General features: G+C 58.2%; 11 protein-coding genes. All 11 read left to right on the top strand.

Annotated features, from left to right (window positions below):
* The first annotated feature begins 9 nt into the window (after positions 1-9).
* The 11 genes from NST26_RS24300 (at position 10) to NST26_RS24250 (ending at position 21,158) form a co-directional block, all read left to right on the top strand.
* Positions 10-1,617 (top strand): response regulator, encoded by a 1,608-nt coding sequence (locus tag NST26_RS24300; RefSeq protein ID WP_340979948.1) that lies wholly within the window; start codon positions 10-12, stop codon positions 1,615-1,617.
* Positions 1,618-1,762: 145 nt separating this feature from the next.
* Positions 1,763-3,181, top strand: coding sequence for an ABC transporter substrate-binding protein (locus NST26_RS24295; protein ID WP_340979946.1), 1,419 nt, complete (start codon positions 1,763-1,765; stop codon positions 3,179-3,181).
* Between the two features lie 136 nt (positions 3,182-3,317).
* Positions 3,318-3,653, top strand: a complete 336-nt coding sequence (locus NST26_RS24290) for a cupin domain-containing protein (RefSeq protein WP_076082538.1) — start codon at positions 3,318-3,320, stop codon at positions 3,651-3,653.
* Complete coding sequence (locus NST26_RS24285) at positions 3,650-5,677, top strand: alginate lyase family protein (RefSeq protein ID WP_340979945.1); 2,028 nt, start codon at positions 3,650-3,652, stop codon at positions 5,675-5,677. The genes NST26_RS24290 and NST26_RS24285 overlap by 4 nt, the downstream gene beginning before the upstream one ends.
* 257 nt (positions 5,678-5,934) lie before the next feature.
* On the top strand, positions 5,935-9,495 hold the full coding sequence (gene addB / locus NST26_RS24280) for a helicase-exonuclease AddAB subunit AddB (RefSeq protein ID WP_340950813.1): 3,561 nt from the start codon (positions 5,935-5,937) through the stop codon (positions 9,493-9,495).
* Entirely contained in the window at positions 9,492-13,676 is a 4,185-nt protein-coding gene (locus NST26_RS24275; RefSeq protein ID WP_340979944.1) for a UvrD-helicase domain-containing protein, read from the top strand. The genes addB and NST26_RS24275 overlap by 4 nt, the downstream gene beginning before the upstream one ends.
* 568 nt (positions 13,677-14,244) lie before the next feature.
* Positions 14,245-15,426, top strand: a complete 1,182-nt coding sequence (locus NST26_RS24270; protein ID WP_340979942.1) for an exonuclease SbcCD subunit D — start codon at positions 14,245-14,247, stop codon at positions 15,424-15,426.
* Position 15,427: 1 nt separating this feature from the next.
* Positions 15,428-19,129, top strand: coding sequence for an AAA family ATPase (locus tag NST26_RS24265; protein WP_340979941.1), 3,702 nt, complete (start codon positions 15,428-15,430; stop codon positions 19,127-19,129).
* Positions 19,130-20,023: 894 nt separating this feature from the next.
* A complete protein-coding gene (locus NST26_RS24260; protein ID WP_076075810.1) occupies positions 20,024-20,383 on the top strand; it encodes a histidine triad nucleotide-binding protein in 360 nt (119 codons plus the stop codon).
* A gap of 142 nt (positions 20,384-20,525) precedes the next feature.
* The gene (gene rpsU, locus NST26_RS24255) at positions 20,526-20,699 is read left to right on the top strand and encodes a 30S ribosomal protein S21 (RefSeq protein ID WP_005547957.1); all 174 of its coding nucleotides are present in this window, start codon (positions 20,526-20,528) and stop codon (positions 20,697-20,699) included.
* 15 nt (positions 20,700-20,714) lie between these two features.
* Positions 20,715-21,158: a GatB/YqeY domain-containing protein gene (locus NST26_RS24250; RefSeq protein ID WP_036724349.1), complete on the top strand. Its 444-nt coding sequence runs from the start codon at positions 20,715-20,717 to the stop codon at positions 21,156-21,158.
* The last annotated feature ends 53 nt before the right edge of the window (positions 21,159-21,211 follow it).

Raw genomic sequence — 21,211 nt, 5'->3', positions numbered from 1 at the left:
GAGGCTGCCATGAACCCATTGACCTTGTGCGTAATGGATGATATTCAGACTGTCGTCAAAGGAATTGCTTCAACGATCCCGTGGGCGGATCATGGAATCGAGGTGGCGGGTACCGCCGGCAACGGTGAGCAGGGCTGGGAGCTGCTGCTGGAGAAGGACCCCGACATCGTAATCAGCGATATCCGTATGCCGAAGCTCAGCGGTCTTGAGCTCATGAAACGGGCTGCCGAAGCGAAGCTGCGGGCCGAATTCATATTCATCAGCGGGTATTCGGATTTCAGCTATGCGCAGGAGGCGATCAAGCTGGGCGCCTCCAACTATTTGCTGAAGCCGTTCACCCAGCCGGAGATTGTGGACGCTGTGCTGAAGGTGAAGCAGACTATTGAAGAAGAGCGGGCGAGAGCAGAGCAGATACAGCAAATGGAGCAGAAGATGATGGCCAGCCATGCGCAGCTGCGCCAGGATTATCTCACCGCTCTGCTGCGCCAGGAGACCAATATCAGCCTGAGTGACAGCCGCTGGCAGGAGCTCGGCATCGACCTGGATGCCGGCAATCTGCTGGTGATGGCTATTGAGCTGGACTGTTATACCGAATACGGGTACACCTTGCATCTGGATGACAGTGAGATCATTCCTTTTGCGATCAAGAACATCCTGGACGAGACGCTGAAAATGCACACGCGCGGCGTTGTACTGCGCGAGAGCAGACAGCGGCTGGCCGCGATCTTTAATCCGCCAGAGGCCGTGGATACGGTAGAGCTGCTGGAGCTGTGCCGTGAGAATGTGGAGAAATACAGCAAGAATACCGTTTCGATCGGCCTTGGCACAGCGGCACGGGGACCGCGTGAGATCAGGGCCTCCTTCGTGCATGCGGCCAAAGCACTGGCCTACCGCTTTTACAGTGAGGGGAATTGTATCTTCCGCTTCACAGAGCTGGACCCGGAGAACCGCGCAGCCCCGGACTATCCTGAGGAGAAGGTGAAGGAACTGCTGTACGCGCTCAAATCCGGCAATGAAGAAGGCTGTCATGAGATCATCGGCGAGATCTTCCGGCGGTGGACCCTCTCCGGCAGATATCCTGATCCGCTATCGATGGTCCGTCTGTTGTCCGGGCTGACCTTCGCTATGTACCGGGCGTTCTGTGATGAAATCACGGAAGAGGAGCGCATACAGCTGGAGGCTGACTTGACGGCGCTTGAGGAGAACCGTTCTTTAACCTTTGGCGGGTGGAAAAGCTATATCAAGCACTTCGCCAGCATGGGCTGCGAATTCGTCGATAGCAAGCAGTTCCGTGATGTAACGCAGTCCATTAACCGCGCCAGAGAATATATCCGGCTGCATCTGGAGGAGAATCTGACCCTGAACAGCTGCGCGCAGGCCGTCCATCTCAGCCCGAGCTATTTCGCAGGCGCCTTCAAGAAGGAGACAGGCATGACGCTGATTCAGTATATTACCAAGCTGCGGATGGAGCGGGCGAAGGAGCTGCTGATTGCCGGGGCGCAGGTGCAGGAGATTTCCCTGATGCTCGGCTATGAGGACCGCCCGTATTTCAGCGGCCTGTTCAAAAAATACTGCGGACTTACGCCCACAGCGTTCCGGCAGAAATACCTGAAATAAGGAGGAGCCGAAGGAACAGGGACAAGCATTTTTCCCCCCTTACAAAGTTAGAATGTCCCTCACCCCACTGAAAGCGGAACCATTATGATTACGTTAACAGATAGCCGATTGCAGGCTGTCAGGACAAGCACAAGGGGGCATAACGATGGATAAAAAATGGGTTGTTGCAACAATGAGTACAGTGCTGGCACTGAGTCTGGCCGGCTGCGCTGCCGACAGCAATAAGGAGCCCGCGGCAAGTAACAGCAAACCGGCGGACGCCAAGGGAGATAACGGAGCAGCAAGCGGCGGCAAAACCAAAATCCTCTACTGGACACCCGACCGTCACGACGCCGATTTCATGAAATCCAAGATTGATGAATTCAACAAGACGAATAAGGATAACATCGAAGTGGAAATGACCGTGATGGGGGACAATTATCCGCAGGCGGTAGATATCGCTTTTGCCAGTAAGCAGGCTCCTGATGTGCTTCAGATCAACGACTTCCAGACCTATTACAAAAAAGGCTACATGGCCCCGATCAATGATTATATGAGCAGTGAGATGAAGGAGACCTTCAAGGACAGCCTGCTGGAGAACAAGAATACCGTGGACGGCAAGACCTATACCCTGCCCAACACCGGACAGATCTGGAGACTGATCTATAATAAAGATATCTTCAAGCAAGCGGGCATTGAGAATCCGCCAAAAACTCTGGACGAGATGGTTGCTGCCGCCAAAAAGATTACCGATACCGGCAAAAAGGACGGCATATACGGCTTCGCCAGCCCGTTCAAGAGCTCAAGCGGCTTCTGGCGTGCATCCAATACTGTAGCTGGTGCGAGCAACAATACCGGCATTGACGGCTACAATTACAAGACCGGACAATTTGATTTCAGCATGTATAAGGATATTGCGCTGGCCCTGCGTCAGATGAACGAAGACGGCAGCATGCTGCCGGGCGTAGAGAGCCTGGATATCGATCCGCTGCGTGCGCAGTTCGCCCAAGGCAAAATCGGCATGTACATTAACCACTCCGCAGAGCCCGGCGTCTACAAAGACCAGTTCCCGACCACCGCTAATTGGGCTGCCGTTGCTGTACCGACTACGGACGGAACGATTAAGGGTGCATCGCAGATCATCGGCGGCTCCTACATCGGCATCAGCGCAGACAGCACGCACAAGGAAGCAGCGTGGAAGTTCATGGAGTATGTGTACAGCGACAGCCTGCAAAGCGAGTATTATGAAAAAGGCTACGGCATCTCCCTGATCCCTACAGTCATCAGCTCCGGCAAAAAACCAAGCATTCCCGGCATTGAAGGCTTCCTGCCGAAGCGTTATGACGCGATTTATCCGGCGAACCCGCTGACCATTACAGAAGGGTCACTGGAAGGCAGCAAATGGAGCGATGCGTTCTCGGCATTCGTCTTCACCGGCGGCGATGTGGACAACATTATCAAAGACCTGGATACCCGGTATAATGTCTCATTAGAGAAAGCAAGAGCCTCCGGCGCAACGGATATTGTGGCCGATCCAAGCTTTGACGCATCGAAGCTGCAGGGTAAATTATCCACCGAGGAATAAGAGGTAAGGTTCAGGTGGCGGCCGATGCATGATAGATTCGGCCGCTTTGTTTTGGGGCCCCCCGCAAAGTACCTGAGTAAACATCGGAGCAAAGCCCCACTTTGTGGGGATTTTTAAAGAGAGGAGCAGATCCGAAATGATTATAGAGAATAGCCAAGCCGCAAAGACGGTTCTGAATGAGAGCAGTTCCCGCACCCTGCTGGCAAGAGGCGGATCACTGATGATGGTGGAGGTTACCTTCGCCAAAGGCGGCATCGGGGAGGTTCATTCCCATGATGCGCATGAGCAGATCAGCTACATTGTGAAGGGCAGCTTTGAGGTCAAGGTCGGGGAGGAGACGCGTATTCTGAAGGCGGGCGACAGCTTCTATGCCGGCTACAATATTCCGCATGGTGTGAAGGCGCTGGAGGATTCCGTGATTCTGGATGTGTTCAATCCGTTTCGTGAGGACTTCCTGGAGAAGCAGGAATGAAGGATTATTATCTGAACGCATCTGAGCTGCGCAGCGCTGCCGCTTATTATGTCCGTCATTTCCCCAACGAGGCGCAAAACTCGGTCCAGATTGCCGAGCATGCCGTGGACAATGAATTCATTATTCCTTATACCGGTGATCTGAGCCGCTGGATTCCGCTGGGCAAGCCGGTGGTAGACTGGCTGCATAATCCTACGAACGACCCCGAATTCACCTGGGGCATCAACCGCCACTGGCATATGCTGGATCTGGGCAAGGCCTATCTGATGAATGGCAAGCCGGAATACGTTACGGCCTTTATGCAGCATTTCCGCAGCTGGCGCGAGCAGAACCCGGTTCCTGTGATCCCGTCGTATGAGGAAGCGGTCTTTTTCCAGAAGCTAGGTCCATGGCGTCTGCTGGAGACCGGCCTGCGGGTGCAGTCATGGATCTCTGCGTACAAATATATGGAGGACAGCCCGCTGCTGGATGGACACTTCCGCAGTGAGCTGCTGGAGGGGCTTGCGGAGCATGCTGAATATCTGACCCGCTACCTGGGCAGCACGGAGATCAATCATGCGATTATGCATATGCAGGGCCTCTATATGATTGCTGTCTTCCATCATGAGCATCCGCGCGCACCGTATTGGCGGCAACTGGCCGGGGAGCGCCTGGAGCTGTGCCTTTTGCATCAGGTCGGGCCGGAAGGGATTCAGATTGAGCTGACCACCCATTATCATGATGCGGCCATTGAGATGTTCGGAACGCCTTATCTGCTGGGCGCGTTATCCTGCCACCCGTTCTCCGCCTGGTACGGCGGGCAGCTCCGCAAGATGGCCGCGTTCACCGAAGCGCTGGTCCGCCCGGATCACCAGTCCACCGGGATCGGCGATTCCGACTGGATCAGCAGCGGCCGGCAGCGGCTGACGCTGCTGGGCGCCATTCTGAAGGATGATGCACTGGTCGGACGCGGCACGGGCAATGCAGAATGCCTCTGGCTGCTGGGAGCCGAGGCGTATGAGCGGTGTGTGCAGCTTCAGGCGGAGTCTGCGCCTTCGGTGAGCAGCGTGGCTTTTGTGCAGACCGGGTATTATGTGATGCGGGACCCGCAGCAGTATCTGTTCTTCGATGCCGCAGAGATGGGCGGAGCGCACGGTCATGCCGATGCGCTGAATCTGGAGTGGATGTGGAACGGGCAATTGCTCTTCACCGATACCGGGAGGTACACCTATGAGGAAGGGGAATGGCGCCGTTATTTCAAAAGCACCCGGGCACACAACACTATTACCATAGACGGGTTGGATCAGACGCCGTATATCTCTACCCAGCAATGGGGCGAGCCTGTGGCTAAGGCCAGCACCTTCCGCTGGGAGAGCAACAGCCGTTACCACTTCATTGATGCCGCGCATAACGGATACATCCGTCTTCCCGGTCCGGTAATGCACCGGCGCTGGGTGCTGCTGGGCGTGGAGGTGCCGCTGTTGCTGATTGCCGACTGGCTGGAGGCGGATGGCGAGCATGAGCTGGAGCAGCGGTTCCATCTGCACCCGGAGGCGGTGCTGGAGCTGTCTTCCGGAGCCGGAGCGGCTGGAGAAGCCGTGACCGGAGAAGCTGAAGTTGAAGCTGAAACAGCCGTTATTGGAACCGGAGGAGACGCAGCTGGAGGATTTGCCGTCGCCGCACGGACTGCAGCAACCGTGGTCTATCCCGGCTCTACAGTGAAGCTGAATATGAGCTGGATGACCAGCGGCCTGAAGGATGAACAGTTCACGGTGAATAAGGAGCAGGGCTGGGTATCGGAGGTCTACGGCTCCAAATCAGAGATTCCGGTAATCGAGGGCCGGGCGGCCTGGGCCGGAAAGGCTGGAATTCTGACGCTGTGCCTGCCCGGCGATGCGGCAGACGGCAGCGGTCCGCTGCACGTGAGCACCTGCGTGGTGGATGCGGAGCGGCGGCGGGTCGAGCTGTCCTATGTATACGGAGATGCGATCGGCACCATTGTAATCGGCCCGGACACCCTGGGCTGGACGGAGCGGAAGGAATAAGGGTCTTGTGCTTCACTTGGGAGGAGTTGCAGCAGTAACTGTTAGCCTTGAACCTAATTTACATGCATTTATTCAGACTCTTCCGCCCGCCGTTTGCGCGGCTCCGGGAGAGTCTTCTTTATTTCTGCATTTGCAAACAATGGCAAACGTACGTTCTGGAGCGTGCGGTGGAGGTATGCTATACTATTGAGACGAGAAGTTTCATAGATTCTGGTATTGCATAGAGTGCCAGGGTTCAACGGAAGGAGTCTGCTGAAATGACGGTTAACTTCATCATCGGCCGCTCGGGCAGCGGCAAGACGACTACAATATGGGAGCGGGTATCCTCCAGGCTGAAGGCAGAGCCGCTGGGGGCCCCGATCATTATACTTGTTCCCGAGCAGGGATCGTTCGGAGCGGAACGGGGACTGCTTGCGGCGGGCGGCGTGAAGGGGAGTCTGCGTGCCCAGACGCTTAGCTTCTCGCGGCTTGCCTACCGGGTGAAGCAGGAGACCGGCGGCAGCGCAAGTCTGCCTATCAGTGAAGAAGGCAAGAAGATGCTGATCTACAAGATTATCAGCAAGCGCAAGGAGGAGCTGAAGCTGTTCGGGGCTTCCTCGGACCGGCCGGGATTTGTGGAGCGGCTCAGCAGTCTGCACACGGAGCTTAAGCGCTGCTGTCTTGGAGCCGGAGACCTGGAGGAGCAGATCGGCAGAATGCGGGATGCCACGCTGGGCAGCCCTATTCTGGCCGGGAAGCTGGATGATCTGCATCTCGTCTTCAGCGAGCTGGACCAGGAGATGTCACAGCTCTATATAGATGAAGAGGACAGACTGGCCGAACTGGCTGAGCATATTGCGGACTCTGCCTATATCCGCGGCGCCGAGATCTGGGTGGACGGCTTCCACGGCTTCAGCAACCAGGAATTTGTCGTCTTGCGTGAGCTGATGCAGTATGCCGGCACAATGAACATTGCGCTCACACTGGACCGGATCTATCCGCCGGGCATTGCCCCGCATGAGCTGGAGCTGTTCCATCCGGCGGCGGTTACTTACATTAAGCTCCGGGGAATAGCGGAGGAGATGGGACTTACCGTATGGGATGAGCTGCTGGCTCCGCCCCTCCTGCCAAGGTTCAAGGACGCTCCCGTACTCGCGCATCTGGAGCGCGGATTACAGCGCCGGCATCCCTGGACGGGACCGGCTGAACAGGTGAAGGAAGCTATCAGCATCCGAGCTGGGGCTTCACGCCGCACCGAGGTGGAGGGCATGCTGCGCGAGATGCAGGCCCTGGCCAGAGAATCGGGGGCCAAATATGGGGAAATGGCGGTATTCATGCGCAATATGGCTGATTATGAGCCGCTGATTGCCCCGTTATTTCAGGACTTCGGCGTTCCGTTCTTCCTGGACCAGAAGCAGAGTGAGCTGCATCATCCGCTGGTGGAATTCATCCGCTCCGCTCTCGATGTCGTCCGCCGCCGCTGGCGTTATGAAGATGTGTTCCGCTGCGTGAAGACAGAGCTGCTGCTCCCGCTGGACGGAAACATTACCCGTGCCCATATGGATGAGCTGGAGAACTATGTGCTGGCCTGCGGCATTCACGGCTATCGCTGGACGGACGGGCGCTCCTGGAAGGGGATTCCGCGCCTCTCCCTGGAGGGCAGTGAGGCTGTAGATGAAGCCATGCTATCCAGAATGGAAGCCTGCCGGAGTGCGATTACAGGACCGCTGCAGGCATTTGAACAGAGAATCAAAGCCAGCCGCAGCGGTCTGGAGCTATGCCGGGCGGTATATCTGCTGCTGGAGGATACGGAAGCGGCACGGAAGCTCGAAGGGATGGGAGCGGAGTCTCTGAAGCAAGGCCGCCCGGAAGCTGCCCGGGAGCATAGCCAGCTCTGGGGCGCTGTTCTGGGTCTGCTGGACCAGATTGCCGAGATGATGGGCAAGGAACGGATAGATTTCAGCCTGTTCGCCGGGGTGCTGGAGACCGGGCTGGCTGAGCTTAAAATGGGGCTCGTCCCGCCCGCACTTGACCAGGTGCTGGTAGGTACGATGGACCGTACCCGGGTGTCGGGGGTGAAGTACGCCTTCCTGCTCGGTTTCAACGAAGGAGTGGTTCCGGCACAGTTCAAGGAAGACGGCATTCTGTCCGAAGGGGAACGGCTTATGCTGGAGAAGTCCGGTATGGAGCTTGCGCCGGGCTCATCCCGGAAGCTGCTGGATGAACGTTTCCTGATCTACAATGCGCTTACCACTGCCAGCAGGAAGCTGTGGATCAGCTATGCCGTAGCTGACGATGAGGGCAAAGCGTTGCTACCTTCGGAGGTCATCCGCCAGCTGCAGGGAATGTTCGCGCAGCAGTTAGATGAACAATTCCTCTCCGGCTTCCCGCAGAGCGGCAATGATGACGACGCTGTCCATATGGACTTCATCGGCCATCCTGAGCAGACGCTCCGCATGCTGCTGCTACAGCTCCGCCAGTGGCGTCAAGGGGCAGAGATACCCGGCATGTGGTGGGAGGTCTATAACTGGTTTGCGGCGGAGCAGGGTGCAGACAAGCCTGCGGATGAACAGGCAGCGGAATACCGCCATGCGGATCTGTCCATGAAGCTGAAGCTGGAGCGGTTGCTCGGCTCGCTGTTCTACCGCAATGAAGGCATACGGCTGAAGAAGGAGACCAGCCTGCGCCTGTATGGCGGCTCTACGCTGCGCGGCAGCGTGTCACGGATGGAGCGGTTCGTTGCCTGCTCCTTCTCTCATTTCGCTTCCTACGGGCTGAGGCTGAAGGAGCGACAGCTCTATAAGCTCCAAGCTCCGGATATCGGGCAGCTTTTCCATGCGGCCCTTAGTGAAATGGCGAAGCGGCTGCAGGAGCAAGGCCGCAGCTGGGGCAGCATGACTGCGGAGGAATGCCGCCGTGAGGCAGGGGCGACAGTGGATAAGCTGTCTCCGCTGTTACAGGGAGAGATTCTGATGAGCAGCAAGCGCTACGGCTATATCTCGCGCAAGCTGAAGAATATTGTCGGCCGCGCTTCCGTCATCCTCGGGGAGCATTCGCGGCGCGGGAGTTTTGAGCCGGTCGGGCTGGAGCTGGATTTTGGCCCGGGCCAGGAGCTGCCTCCGCTGAGAATCACACTGCCGAACGGCTGTGTTATGGAGGTGGTCGGCCGGATTGACCGGGTGGATAAGGCTGAAGGGGAGCAGGGGATTCTGCTGCGGGTGATCGACTACAAATCAAGCCAGAAGGATCTCAAGCTGCATGAGGTCTACTATGGATTGTCGCTACAGATGCTGACTTACCTTGATGTGCTGCTGACCTATTCCGAGCAATGGCTGGGCCAGGCAGCACTGCCTGCCGGAGCGCTCTATTTCCACGTTCATGATCCGCTCCTGACCTCAGCCAACGGAATGAACCGGGAGCAAGCGGAGCAGGAGCTGATGAAGCGCTTCAAGATGAAGGGCCTGCTGACCGCCGACCGTGAGGTAGTATCGCTGATGGATACCACACTCGACAAAGGGTATTCCTCTATTGTTCCGGTAGCGCTGAAGAGTGACGGCAGCTTCTACAGCAGCGCATCCGTAGCTACCCCAGAACAGTGGGGGCAACTGCGGTCCTCAGTGCGCAGCACGATCTCGGAGATCGGGACTAGCATTACAGAGGGGGATGTGGCAATACAGCCTTACCGCATTCAGCAGGAAACGGCCTGTACCTTCTGCTCCTTCCGTCCCGTCTGCCAGTTCGATGAAGCGGTGGAGGGCAATAGCTATAACATTCTAAGTAAGCCGGGCAAAGAAGTGATCTGGGATCTGCTGTCCCGCAAAGGAGGAGAGAAGCTGTGAGCACAAGACCTGTACCCGAAACGAAGCCGGAAGGCAGTCTGTGGAGTGACGACCAGTGGCGCGCCATTGCCGAGAGCGGCAGCGATATTCTCGTGGCAGCGGCAGCCGGTTCCGGCAAAACGGCAGTCCTTGTCGAGCGGATTATCCGCAAAATCAGCAATGAGGAAGCGGGCTTCAGTGTGGACCGGCTGCTGGTGGCAACATTTACCAAGGCTGCCGCCTCCGAGATGCGCCAGCGTATCCGGGAAGCGCTGGAGCGTAAGCTGGAGGAGGACAGTGAAGGCGGGAATGAATATCTGCGCCGCCAGCTTGCCCTCCTGGGCAGAGCTTCCATTACCACACTGCATTCCTTCTGCCTTGAAGTAATCCGCCGGTATTACCAGATGATCCCGATCGATCCCGGCTTCCGTATCCTGAATGAGCATGAGGCGGAGATGATGCGCCAGGAGCTGCTGGAAGAGCTGCTGGAAGAGAAATACGGCGAGGTTGCCGAGGACGGGGAAGATACCCTGTTCGTGCAGCTCGCAGACTGGTTCAGCGGTGAACGGAGCGATGATGCAGTGCATTCGCTGATTCAGCGGCTGCATGATTTCGCGCGCAGCCACCCCTGGCCTGCGCAGTGGCTGCGGGATACCGCAGCCGACTTTGCGCTGCCGGATGCTGAGGCTCTGAGCCATACGCCTTGGGTGCAGAGTATTCTTGCCGAAGCCAGGCTGACGCTGAAGGGGGCGATCAGCCAGCTAGAGCAGGGGCGTGACATTGCGCTTCAACCCGCCGGTCCGGCGCCTTACGCGGAGAATCTTGCTGCCGATCTGGAGATGGCGCAAGGCCTGCTGGACGCGGTGGACTCACAGCCCTGGGCCGGATTGTATGATATCTTCATGGAGATCTCCTTCGGGAAGCTGAAGCCCTGCAAGAAGGATGCCACTGATCCGCTGCTTCAGGAGAGCGTGAAGGCAATCCGGGATCAGGTGAAGAAGAGCCTGCTCGAGCTGCAAAAATCCCTGTTCGGCCGTCCGGCGGAATCCTTCCTGAGTGAACTACATACGGCGGCTCCGCTGATGCAGGAGCTGGCGGAGACCGTAATCGCGTTCGGCGAGCGCTACAGGCTGGAGAAGGCGGGCCGGGGGCTGGTGGACTTCAGTGATCTGGAGCATTACTGCCTGCAGATTCTGCGCCATAAGGACTCGCAGCCGGGGCATTCGCTACCGTCGGATGCGGCGATGGAGTACCGCAGCCAGTTCGACGAAGTGCTGCTGGATGAATATCAGGATACCAATAGCGTACAGGAGGAGATTGTCCGGCTGATCTCCCGGGAATCCCCCGGCAACCGCTTCATGGTCGGGGATATGAAGCAGAGTATATACCGGTTCCGCCTGGCGGAGCCGGGCCTGTTCCTGGACAAATACCGCAGGTTCAGTAATGATCCATCCTACGGAGACAGTGCAGGTAGCACCCTGCATGTCGTTGAGGCAGATGGCCGGGCGGGGGCTGATCCGGGACAGGAGGAACGGGAAGATGGTCTCGTCATCGATCTGGCCCGCAATTTCCGCAGCAGGATGGAAGTGGTGAATGCGGTGAATATGGTCTTCCGGCAGATCATGGACAGCAATGTCGCGGAGATCAGTTATGATGAGCGGGCAGAGCTGGTGTACGGAGCGAACTTTCCGGGAGCTGCGGAGAAAGGTGCGGATATTTATTTTGCGCCGGAGCTGCTGCTGATCGACAAGGGAGCCTCTGCCCCGGGTCCGGCGGACGAAGCGGCAGAGGGCGATGAGCTGCCCCTTCTGGAGCTGGAGGCTGCCGAGAGTGAGACGGCGCAGCTGGAAGCACGGGCCATTGCCCGGCGTATCTCACAGATGACGGGAATGACCGGCGGTGAGCCGCTGCTGATCTATGATAAAGGACTGCGGATCATGCGTCCCGTGGTATACGGCGACATTGTCATTCTGTTGCGTTCGGCCCGGGTATGGACGCCGCTGATGATTGAGGAGCTGCGGGGTGAAGGTATTCCGGCATACGGGGACCAGAACAAGGGGTATTTTCAGGCTACCGAGGTGGAGATTGCCCTCTCCCTGCTGCAGATTGTCGATAATCCCCGACAGGACATTCCTCTAGCCGGAGTGCTGCGCTCACCGGTGGTGAATCTCCAGGAGGAGGAGCTGGCGAAGGTGCGGCTGTGCAGCAGAGGGACGTTCTACGATGCGTTGGTTGTGGCTTCTGAAGCAGGGGAGGCACTGCGGGACAATCCGCCGGATCTGTTCTGGGAGGCCGCGCTGCTGGCGGGACAGGGGGCCGGTACCGGTGACACAGCCGGAGAGACAGCCGCCTCGTCAGAGCTTACGCCATCGTCAGGAAATGAGAGTGTACAGGAAGGTATAACTGACGGAACCGATGCTTCGGCGGCGCTGCGGGATATTCCGCTTACGCTGCAGCGTAAGCTTAAGTCCTTCCTGGATAGGCTGGAGAACTGGAGAAATGCTGCCCGGCAAGGAAGCTTAAGCGAGCTGATCTGGAGGATCTACCGGGAGAGCGGGTATCTGGAGTGGGTCGGAGGGCTTCCCGGAGGCTTTCAGCGCCAGAACAATCTGAAGGCGCTGTATGACCGGGCTGTTCAATTCGAGAACGAGACCTCGGCCAGAGGGCTGTTCCGCTTTCTGGTGTTCATCTCACGGCTGAGAGAGAACGGCGGCGATCTGGGGGTTGCCGGAGGAAGCAGCGAGGAGGCCGGGGGCGTCAGAATTATGACGATCCACAAATCCAAGGGTCTGGAGTTCCCTGTTGTTTTCCTGGCAGGTATGGCCAAAATGTTCAACCGTCAGGACCTGCATTCCCCGTTCCTGATGCACAAGGAGCTTGGCTTCGGGCCGCGCTTCGTGGAGCGGGAGACCAGGGTCAGCTACCCGACACTGCCCTATCTGGCGATTAACCGCCGTTCGCGGCTGGAGCTGCTCGCTGAGGAGATGCGCGTGCTCTATGTCGGACTGACCCGTCCGCGCGACAAAATGATTCTGGTCGGCACGGTCAGAGATCTGCCGCGCACGGTTTCGGGCTGGGCAGCGATGCAGGGCCGCGAAGAGCTGCTGCTGGCGGATCACCTGCTGGCCCGGGGCCGCAGCTATCTGGACTGGGTGGGACCGGCGCTGATCCGCCACCCTGCCGCTGCTATTCTGCGTAAGCTGGCAGGCAGTGAGGGCCCGGTATCCACGGTGCTGCATGGTGATGAGTCGAACTGGAGCATTACGGTGACTGGTGCGGCGGAGCTTAGCCCTGGCGCTTTTCTTGCCGGGGACGGCGATCAGGACAAGAACGAACAACGCGGGGTAATTCTGGAGGCGCTCCGCAGGGGCAGGGCGGTGTCAACACCTGAGACCCCGGTAGCTGCGCAGATAGCGGAGAGACTGGGCTGGACTTACCGGTATGCGGCAGCGTCAAGCATCCCTGCTAAGACCTCTGTCACCGAACTCAAGGGGTTATTGTCGATGCAGGAGCAGCCGTCTTACGACCAGCTGGAGGAGCGGAAGCTCCCGGGTGGACCGGACGAACGGAACGAACGCGGGTATAGGGACAGCCTGCATCTCCAGCGGCCGAAATTCATGGAGCAGCGGGGACTTACCCCTGCCGAGCGCGGAACGGCTTATCACACGGTGATGCAGCATATCCCCCTGGATGAGCCGGTAGACCGGTCTGTGCTGGAGGCTACGCTTGCGCGTCTTGAAAGGCTTGCTATCCTTAGCAAGGAACAGGCGGATGCGGTGGTGCTGGAGGAAGTTGAGCAGTTCTGCCGGAGTGAGCTGGGACACAGACTGTTCCATTCTGCCTGGAAGACCAGAGAGCAGCCCTTCAGTTACACGATGCCAGCCGGTGAAGCCTACCGGGGGCTTGACTATCTGGACGAAGCGGCTGCCGGACTTGCGGATGAGCAGGGCGGTGGTGATTTTGCGGAGACGGTACTGATTCAAGGCGTGATCGACTGCCTGTTCCGGGAAGAGGGACGGCTGATTCTGCTGGATTACAAAACAGATCATATCCCTCCGCACGGGGAAGGGCTTGCACAGCTGTCAGACAAATACCGTTTCCAGTTGGAGTTGTACAGCAAGGCGCTGCTGGATATTCTGGGCGAGCCGGTCAGCGAGGTGTGGCTATACTTTTTCGATGGGGGACATGCTGTTAGATTGTGATTGGCGGGGAAGGCTTGCGGTAGCTGCAGCGGATGAGGATGAGGCGGATCTAGGGTGCTACGCGGTATTTTAGACTAATACATGCTTGCGGTCTGAAGTGCGTTGGCTGTCGACTGAAATGATATTTATGGATAAGAGTTCTATGAATGATTCGTAGAGTGGCTTTGCTGGCTGAATGTGGCTGAAGGATCGCCGGGAAGAGCAAGAGTGTATCTAATCTCATCGGTTAAAGGCTGAATGTATGCTATAAGCCGAATGAACCGGCTGGAACAGCGACATATGGCCCGAGTGTATCTAAAAAACAACATACATGGTGCTTGCACGCAGGTGAATGGTCCGAATATATGCGAAAAACAGCATACATTGTGCTTGCGCGCAGGCATATGAACCGAATGTATGTGAAAAACAGTATACATGGTGCTCGCACGCAGGTGAATGGTCCGAATATATGCGAAAAACAGCATACATTGTGCTTGCGCGCAGGCGTATGAACCGAATGTATGTGAAAAACAGCATACATTCTTTGAATCTATAATTGCCGCAGACAGGCGGGGAAAAGAGGGCGGAAATGCGCATATTGCATACGGGAGACTGGCATCTGGGGCGGACGCTGGAGGGCCGAAGCCGGCAGAAGGAGCAGGAGCAGTTCGTGGATGAGCTGGTTATGATAGCCGACTCCTCCGGGGCGGATCTGATTCTGATGGCGGGGGATGTCTATGATTCAGTCAATCCTCCGGCTGCGGCAGAGCAGCTGTTCTATGACGCGGCGGCCAGACTGACGGCAGGCGGCCGTCCGCTGGTGGTTATTTCGGGCAATCACGACCAGCCGGAGCGCGTAGCTTCCGTGTCCCCGCTTGTCCGCAGACAAGGGATTACGCTCGTCGGAATGCCGACTTCGGAACCGGTCACGGTACATGCTGCCAGAACCGGCGAGGTTGCCAAAATCGCTGCGCTCCCTTACCCCTCCGAAGCCCGTCTCGGCGAGCTGCTCGCGGGGGATAGCGGGGAGGCTGAGCTGAGGCTGGCTTACAGCGCCCGGGTGGGGCGGCTGATGAACCTGCTCGGGCGCGAGTTCACCCCGCAGACCGTCAATCTGGCGATGAGCCATATCTATGTGCTGGGCGGCGTGGAGAGTGACTCCGAACGGCCGATCCAGGTCGGCGGTGCGTATACCGTTGATCCTTCGGCACTCTCTTGCGGAGCGCAGTATACGGCACTCGGACATCTTCACCGCGCCCAGCGGGTCAAGGGCGAGGGGATGATCCGCTATAGCGGCTCCCCGCTGGCATACAGCTTCTCTGAGGCAGGCCAGGCCAAGTCGGTGGCCATGATTGATGTTGCACCCGGTGGGGAGCCGGTGTTCGAGGAGATCTATCTCTCCTGCGGGCGGCCGCTGGTGAACTGGAGGTCTGCGGGCGGATTGCAGGAGGTCTATGGCTGGCTGGATGAGGGCAGGGATGAAGGAGCATTCATTGATCTGGAGCTGCGGCTGACCGAGGCCATGTCCATGAATGATATCCAGCGGCTGCGCAAGTCACGGGAAGGCATCGTCCATATCCGGCCAATCTATCCGCAGATGGAGCAGGAGCTGGAAGAGATGTCCCGCTCCCGCATGCCGGTACAGGAGCTGTTCCGCAGGTTCTATCAGCGCCAGACCGGCGGTGCGGAGCCGGATGACAGCCTAATTGAGCTGTTCCTGGAGCTGGCGGAAGAAGAGCGGACCGAAGCTGTCGAAGGGGAGGAGAACTGAATTGAAGCCGATTCTGTTGAAATTATCCGGGCTGCAGAGTTACCGGGCGGAGCAGGAGATTGATTTTTCCAGCCTGACCGAGACGGGGCTGTTCGGGATCTTCGGTCCGACGGGCAGCGGCAAATCCAGTCTGCTGGACGCGATTACACTGGCGATGTACGGCAAAGTGGAGCGCGCCGTGAACGGAACCCAAGGGATTATGAACCATTCCGAGGACCAGCTCAGCGTGGCCTTCACCTTCGAGCTGAACTCCTCTTCCGGGACGCGTCGCTATCGCGTAGAACGGAAGTTCAAACGCACCGGGGAGCAGTCGGTCAGCAATACGATCAGCCGGTTCATCGAGGTCAAGGCGGACGGGGATCTTGTGATGGCCGACAAGCTGGCGGATGTTACGCGCTGTGTCGAAGAGCACATCGGGCTGAAGATGGATGACTTCACCCGGGCCGTTGTGCTGCCGCAGGGCAAATTCGCCGAGTTCCTGTCGCTGCGGGGCGTGGACCGCAGGCAGATGCTCCAGCGTCTGTTCCATCTGGAACAGTACGGCGACGGGCTGGCACTGAAGCTGAGCCGCCGCGTCAAGGAGAACGAGGCGGCACTGCGCGCTCTGGAGGCCGAGCAGCAGGGGCTGGGCAGCGCGGGCAAGGCAGATGTGGAAGCGGCCGCCGTCCGTGTGCAGGAGGCGATCCGTCATGCGGCGGATTGCCGGGGGCGACTCACGGAGGCTGTGGAGCGCGCCGAGCGCTTCGCCCGTATCCGCGAGCTGCAGGAGGAACGGGCCCGCCGCGAGTCGCAGCGGCAGGCTCTGCTGGCCCAGGAGGAGCAGATCCTCCTCCTGGAGCAGAAGCTCGGCAAGGCGGACGAGGCCGAGCGAAGATTGCCCGCGCTGAAGGCCTGGCGCAGCGCGGAGGAGGCCTGGAAGGCCCGGGCGGCACGCGCCGGGGGCCTTGAGGCCTTGGCCGCCGCCGCCGTGCAGGAGGCGGCAGCCGGGGCGGAAGCGGAAGCAGCGGCCCAGGCCGCGCTGTCCGCAGGCGAGCCGGCCCTCCGCGAGGAGGAGGGCCGGTACCGGCGCGCGCTCGAGCTGGAGGCCGAGCTCGGCGCACTGCACAGCGAGCGGGCGGCGCTGCAGGTGCGCCGCGAGGAAGCCGCCCGGGGCCTGGCCGCCGGGCGGGAGAGCCTGGCCCGGGAGCGTGAGCTTTTGGCCCGCGGCCAAAAGAAACAGCACGAGCTGCAGCAGAGCCTGCAGCCACTGGCGGTCCGCTCCCAGGAGCGGCAGTCTCTGCAGGAAGCCATGCAGAGACTGCAGGGACTGCGTTCTGCCGAGGCCCAGCGGGAATCGGCAGAACGTGAGCGCCAGAGCCGCGCGGCGGTGCTCGCAGCGGCGGAAGTGCGGCTGGCTGCCGCCGGGTCCCGGCGGCAGGCGCTGGATGCCGGGCGCGGGGAGCTGCTGGCCGCCGCCGCCCTGCACCAGGAAGAGCTGCGGACGGCCGAAGGGGCAGCGGGAGACGCTGCCGGCCGCCTGGAGGGGCACATCAGCGCGCTGGAGGCTGCGCTGAAGGAGCAGGAGGTTCACCGGCTCTCGCAGGCACTCGCCGGTGAACTCCAGGAAGGTGTTCCCTGCCCGGTATGCGGCAGCGAGCATCACCCCTCCCCTGCGCTTGTTCAGAAGCAGGGGGACCCTGGGGAGCTGGACAATAGGCTCCGCCATGTCCGCGCTCAGGCCCGGCAGGCGCTGGAGACGCGCCATCTGCTGCGCAGCCTGCTGGAGCAGGACAGCTCGTGGCTCGCTGGGCTAGCGGGAGCCGCGTCCGAAGAGGCGCTGCACCAGTCCGCCGCTGGCGCCGCTGGCGCCGCCGGGGCAGAGGCGGCTGCGGACAAGACGGCAAGCATTACTTCCTACGCCGCACCCGCACCCAAGCTCTCAAGCAGTTCCGGTTCGGATGCCGGATCTGTCACTCTCAGCAATTCCGAGTCTCACACCGCTTCAGATTCCTTAAACACTTCGGAGTCTCTTGAGGCTTCCAAGTTCCCAAGCAGTTTCGGCTCTTATACAGCATCTGACTCTCTGGACAGTTCCGGCTTCCACGCCGAACCTGATTCTTTAATCACCTCGGCCTCAGAGTCTCACGACTCCATGGTAACCGCGCAGCTTCCGGATGAACAAGCCTTATCCGCGCTGGATGGGCGGTTGTCTGCCTTGAATGATCAGCTGGCCGCACTGCGAGGCCGCTCCGCAGAGCTGCGCCGTGCAGCCTCAGACTGGCAGCGTTCCCTGCAGGAGCTGGAACAGGTCTATCACAAGGAAGCGGCAGGTGCCGAAGCGGAGAAGACCTGGCTGCAGGGACTGTCTGCCAAGGCAGAGGAGCTGGCTGCTTCAGCCAGCAAGCTAAGGGAGGAATGGAGCCGTCTCTTCCCGGAGCTTGCCCCGGAGGAAGCGGAGAGAACGTATCAGGAGATGCTTGGCAAGGATGAACGCGCCGAGGAGATCCGCAGCCGGCTGGAGATCAGTGTCAAGTTCCTGGACGAGAAAAGCCTCGCCGTGCAGACGCTGAACGAGCAACTGGCCGGGCTGGACAAGGAGCTGGCGCAGTGGGATGCGCAGCTTGAAGGCAAAGAGGCGCTTGCCCGCGATAAAGAGCAGCGCCTTCGCGAAGGGACCGGCGGCCGGCCTGCCGGGGAACTGCTGGCCGGGTGTGAACGCAGATTGCTGGAGCTGCAGACTGCGCTGGAGCGCAGCCGGCAGGAACACCGCCGGGCAGCAGACAAGGCGCAGCAGCAGACCCGTGAAGCTGCGGTAGCCCGCCAGGCGGCAGAATCGGCGCAGGAGCATTATACCGCCGCCGCCGCCCAGTGGGAGGAGAGTCTGCAGTCTTCGCCGTTCGCTTCGGCCGCAGAAGTGGAGGCCTCATCGCTGGAGACCGGAGAACGGGCAGAAGCTGTCGAACGTGTGAAGTCCTACCGCGAAGAAGAGGCGGAGTGCCTGCTGCAGCTGCGGAGTATTGAAGAGAAGCTGGCTGGAGCTGTGCTCAGCAGCGAAGAATGGCAGGAGAGCCAGGAAACGCTGCTGAGGTGCAAAGAGGAGGACGAAGCCTCGCTTCAGGCCCGTGCACGGGCAGAACGGGATCTGGAGGATCTGCAGCAGCGCCATATCCGCTGGGTAGAGCTGGAGGACAAGCGGGCCGGACATGCGGCGATGCAGGAGCGTTTATCCAAGCTGCAGACCGTACTGCGCGGCAACGCCTTTGTGGAGTATATTGCAGAGGAGCAGCTGATGCAGGTATGCCAGGCTGCGTCACAGCGTCTGCGGTTCCTGAGCAAGCAGCGTTATGCATTGGAGGTGGATTCAGGCGGGGGATTCGTCATCCGGGATGACGGGAACGGCGGCGTTAGACGTCCTGTGTCCACGTTATCCGGGGGAGAGACCTTCCTGACCTCCCTGTCGCTGGCGCTTGCCCTGTCAGCCCAGATTCAGCTGCGCGGACAATACCCGCTGCAATTCTTTTTCCTGGATGAGGGCTTTGGCACCCTGGACCCGGATCTGCTCGACACCGTTATCACTTCACTGGAGAGACTGCATAATGACCAATTGTCTGTGGGCATCATCAGCCATGTTCCTGAGCTTCGGGCCCGCCTGCCGCGCAAGCTGATTGTGGTTCCTGCAGAGCAGGGCGGCGGGGGTTCAACCATTCTTTTGGAAAAAATGTGAAAGACGGGGTTGGTTGTGATGAGAATCACAGATACACCTCCAACCCCCTGTTATAATACAGCTAAGCCGACATTATTTGAAACACCTCGGCGGACGTATGACAGGGAATGAACTCCTTCTCATACGTCCGCCGCCGAAGCAGCTCATATGAGCTGTGAAGGGTGTTTCTTTTTTTTGTCTTTTTTTGGGTCCACGCTCAAAACTAGCAACGGTCCTACCCCAAGGAGGGAGCACCCTCCTTTAAGGCAATCGAACAAAACGTATGCGTAAAACCGAACACAATATGGCTGTTGAGGTGTTTGTTGACCAAATGTACACGATAAACCGAATTTATTGTGCCGCCACCCTGTTATAATACAGTCTGCCCTACCTACACCCCCTGTTATTGTGATCCTCCACTCCCTGCCCCTGATATTAACGCTCTGTTCGCGTGACACTTCCACCCCTGCTCCCCTGATCCGCTCCCACCTGATATCCTGACCTCTATTCCCTGATCCCTGCCTGTTTACCTGCTCCCATACTCCTTGCTGCTCCCACCCCAGCTCCCCCATACATCGCCGCCTGCTCACTTTCCCTCACAATCCCAGCATAAGCCGCGCCGAACATCTGATTTCACCAGAATGTAGCCTTCCGCCTTTCGTAATTGCTCAACATCCTGTATGATTAGTTCCATAAATTGAAATTTGTCGCGAAGCCGATCAGGCCGGAAGCCCGATGATCTTCAGGCGTGTGCGCCCCGCAGAGCTCTAGCTGTATTGACGGATCATCTCCTATGAGTAGCGGGTGGCCGTTGTACGAATAAGAGTTAGGTTCGTGTCTGTTATCTCAGCCTCTGCTGCGGAAAGTGCCGGATGCAAGCTTCTGCATTACAAATTTTTTGGGAGGAAGCGTGGTATGGAAACTGTATTCAGCAAAATTATCGAAGGTGTAATCCCGTCCAAAAAGGTGTTCGAGAATGAGCGGATTCTGGCGTTCCACGATATTGAGCCTGCCGCCCCTGTGCATGTGCTGATTATCCCGAAGAAATACATCGCTTCTATGAACGAGGTTACGCCTGAGGATCTGCCGCTGATTGGCGAGATTCATGCCGTAGCACAGCAGCTTGCTGCAGAGCTCGGAATTGCCGATACCGGCTACCGGCTGATTAATAATTGCGGTCCGGACAGCGGGATGGCAGTGCCGCATCTGCATTATCATCTGCTGGGTGGAGCCAAGCTTGGTGCCCTTACGGGGAACTCCAGTTCTCATGCCTAATTAAGCAATGCAACTATGTACAGCCCGGCTAAAAAAAGAATAACGCGAAGGTTGACACCTTATTTAGGTTTGACCTATAATGAAAGGTGATGAACCGTGTTGTTATGCTCTTGGACGGTCTGGTCGGAGGGAGGGAAAACTGGTGTCTGAAACGAAAGTTCGCAAAAACGAGACAATTGATGCTGCACTTCGTCGCTTTAAACGTTCCATTGCTAAGGATGGTGTCTTGGCTGAGGTGAAGAAACGCAAGCATTATGAGAAGCCAAGCGTAAAGCGCAAGAAGAAGTCTGAGGCTGCTCGTAAGAGAAAGTTTTAGGAGGATTACCCACGCATGAATCTTAGCGAACGATTGAACGAAGATATGAAGCAAGCGATGAAGAGTAAGGACAAGTTCACACTCTCCACCATTCGAATGGTTCGTTCTACAATAAAGTATCTTGAAATAGATTTGAAGAGAACATTAGACGACAACGAAGTGCTTGATATCCTTAGTCGTGAGATCAAACAGCGCAAAGATGCCCTCCAAGAATTTGAAGCAGCGGGTCGCGATGAGCTTGCCGCGAGTACTAAGGCAGAAATCGAGATTATCATTAAATATCTTCCCGAGCAGCTTACCGAAGAAGAAATTAAAGTAATTGTACAACAGACCATCCAGGAAACCGGTGCTTCTTCGAAAAGTGAAATGGGTAAGGTGATGAGCGCACTGATGCCTAAGGTCAAAGGTCGCGCCGATGGTAAACTTGTGAACCAGGCGGTTCAGCAGTTTCTGCAATAATATAACGCTAGCACCCCTTTTATAAGGGGTGTTTTTCATTATGTGGAGCTTTT

The organism is Paenibacillus sp. FSL R7-0128, from assembly GCF_038002245.1.
Taxonomy (GTDB): Bacteria; Bacillota; Bacilli; order Paenibacillales; family Paenibacillaceae; genus Paenibacillus_AQ; species Paenibacillus_AQ silagei.
This window is presented reverse-complemented; position numbering and strand designations above follow the sequence as displayed.

What these genes read in the sequence shown, in the direction of transcription:
- NST26_RS24300 (WP_340979948.1), top strand. Translation starts at nt 10, where the DNA reads ATGAACCCATTGACCTTGTGCGTAATGGATGATATTCAGACTGTCGTC.
- NST26_RS24295 (WP_340979946.1), top strand. Translation starts at nt 1,763, where the DNA reads ATGGATAAAAAATGGGTTGTTGCAACAATGAGTACAGTGCTGGCACTG.
- NST26_RS24290 (WP_076082538.1), top strand. Translation starts at nt 3,318, where the DNA reads ATGATTATAGAGAATAGCCAAGCCGCAAAGACGGTTCTGAATGAGAGC.
- NST26_RS24285 (WP_340979945.1), top strand. Translation starts at nt 3,650, where the DNA reads ATGAAGGATTATTATCTGAACGCATCTGAGCTGCGCAGCGCTGCCGCT.
- addB (WP_340950813.1), top strand. Translation starts at nt 5,935, where the DNA reads ATGACGGTTAACTTCATCATCGGCCGCTCGGGCAGCGGCAAGACGACT.
- NST26_RS24270 (WP_340979942.1), top strand. Translation starts at nt 14,245, where the DNA reads ATGCGCATATTGCATACGGGAGACTGGCATCTGGGGCGGACGCTGGAG.
- NST26_RS24260 (WP_076075810.1), top strand. Translation starts at nt 20,024, where the DNA reads ATGGAAACTGTATTCAGCAAAATTATCGAAGGTGTAATCCCGTCCAAA.
- NST26_RS24250 (WP_036724349.1), top strand. Translation starts at nt 20,715, where the DNA reads ATGAATCTTAGCGAACGATTGAACGAAGATATGAAGCAAGCGATGAAG.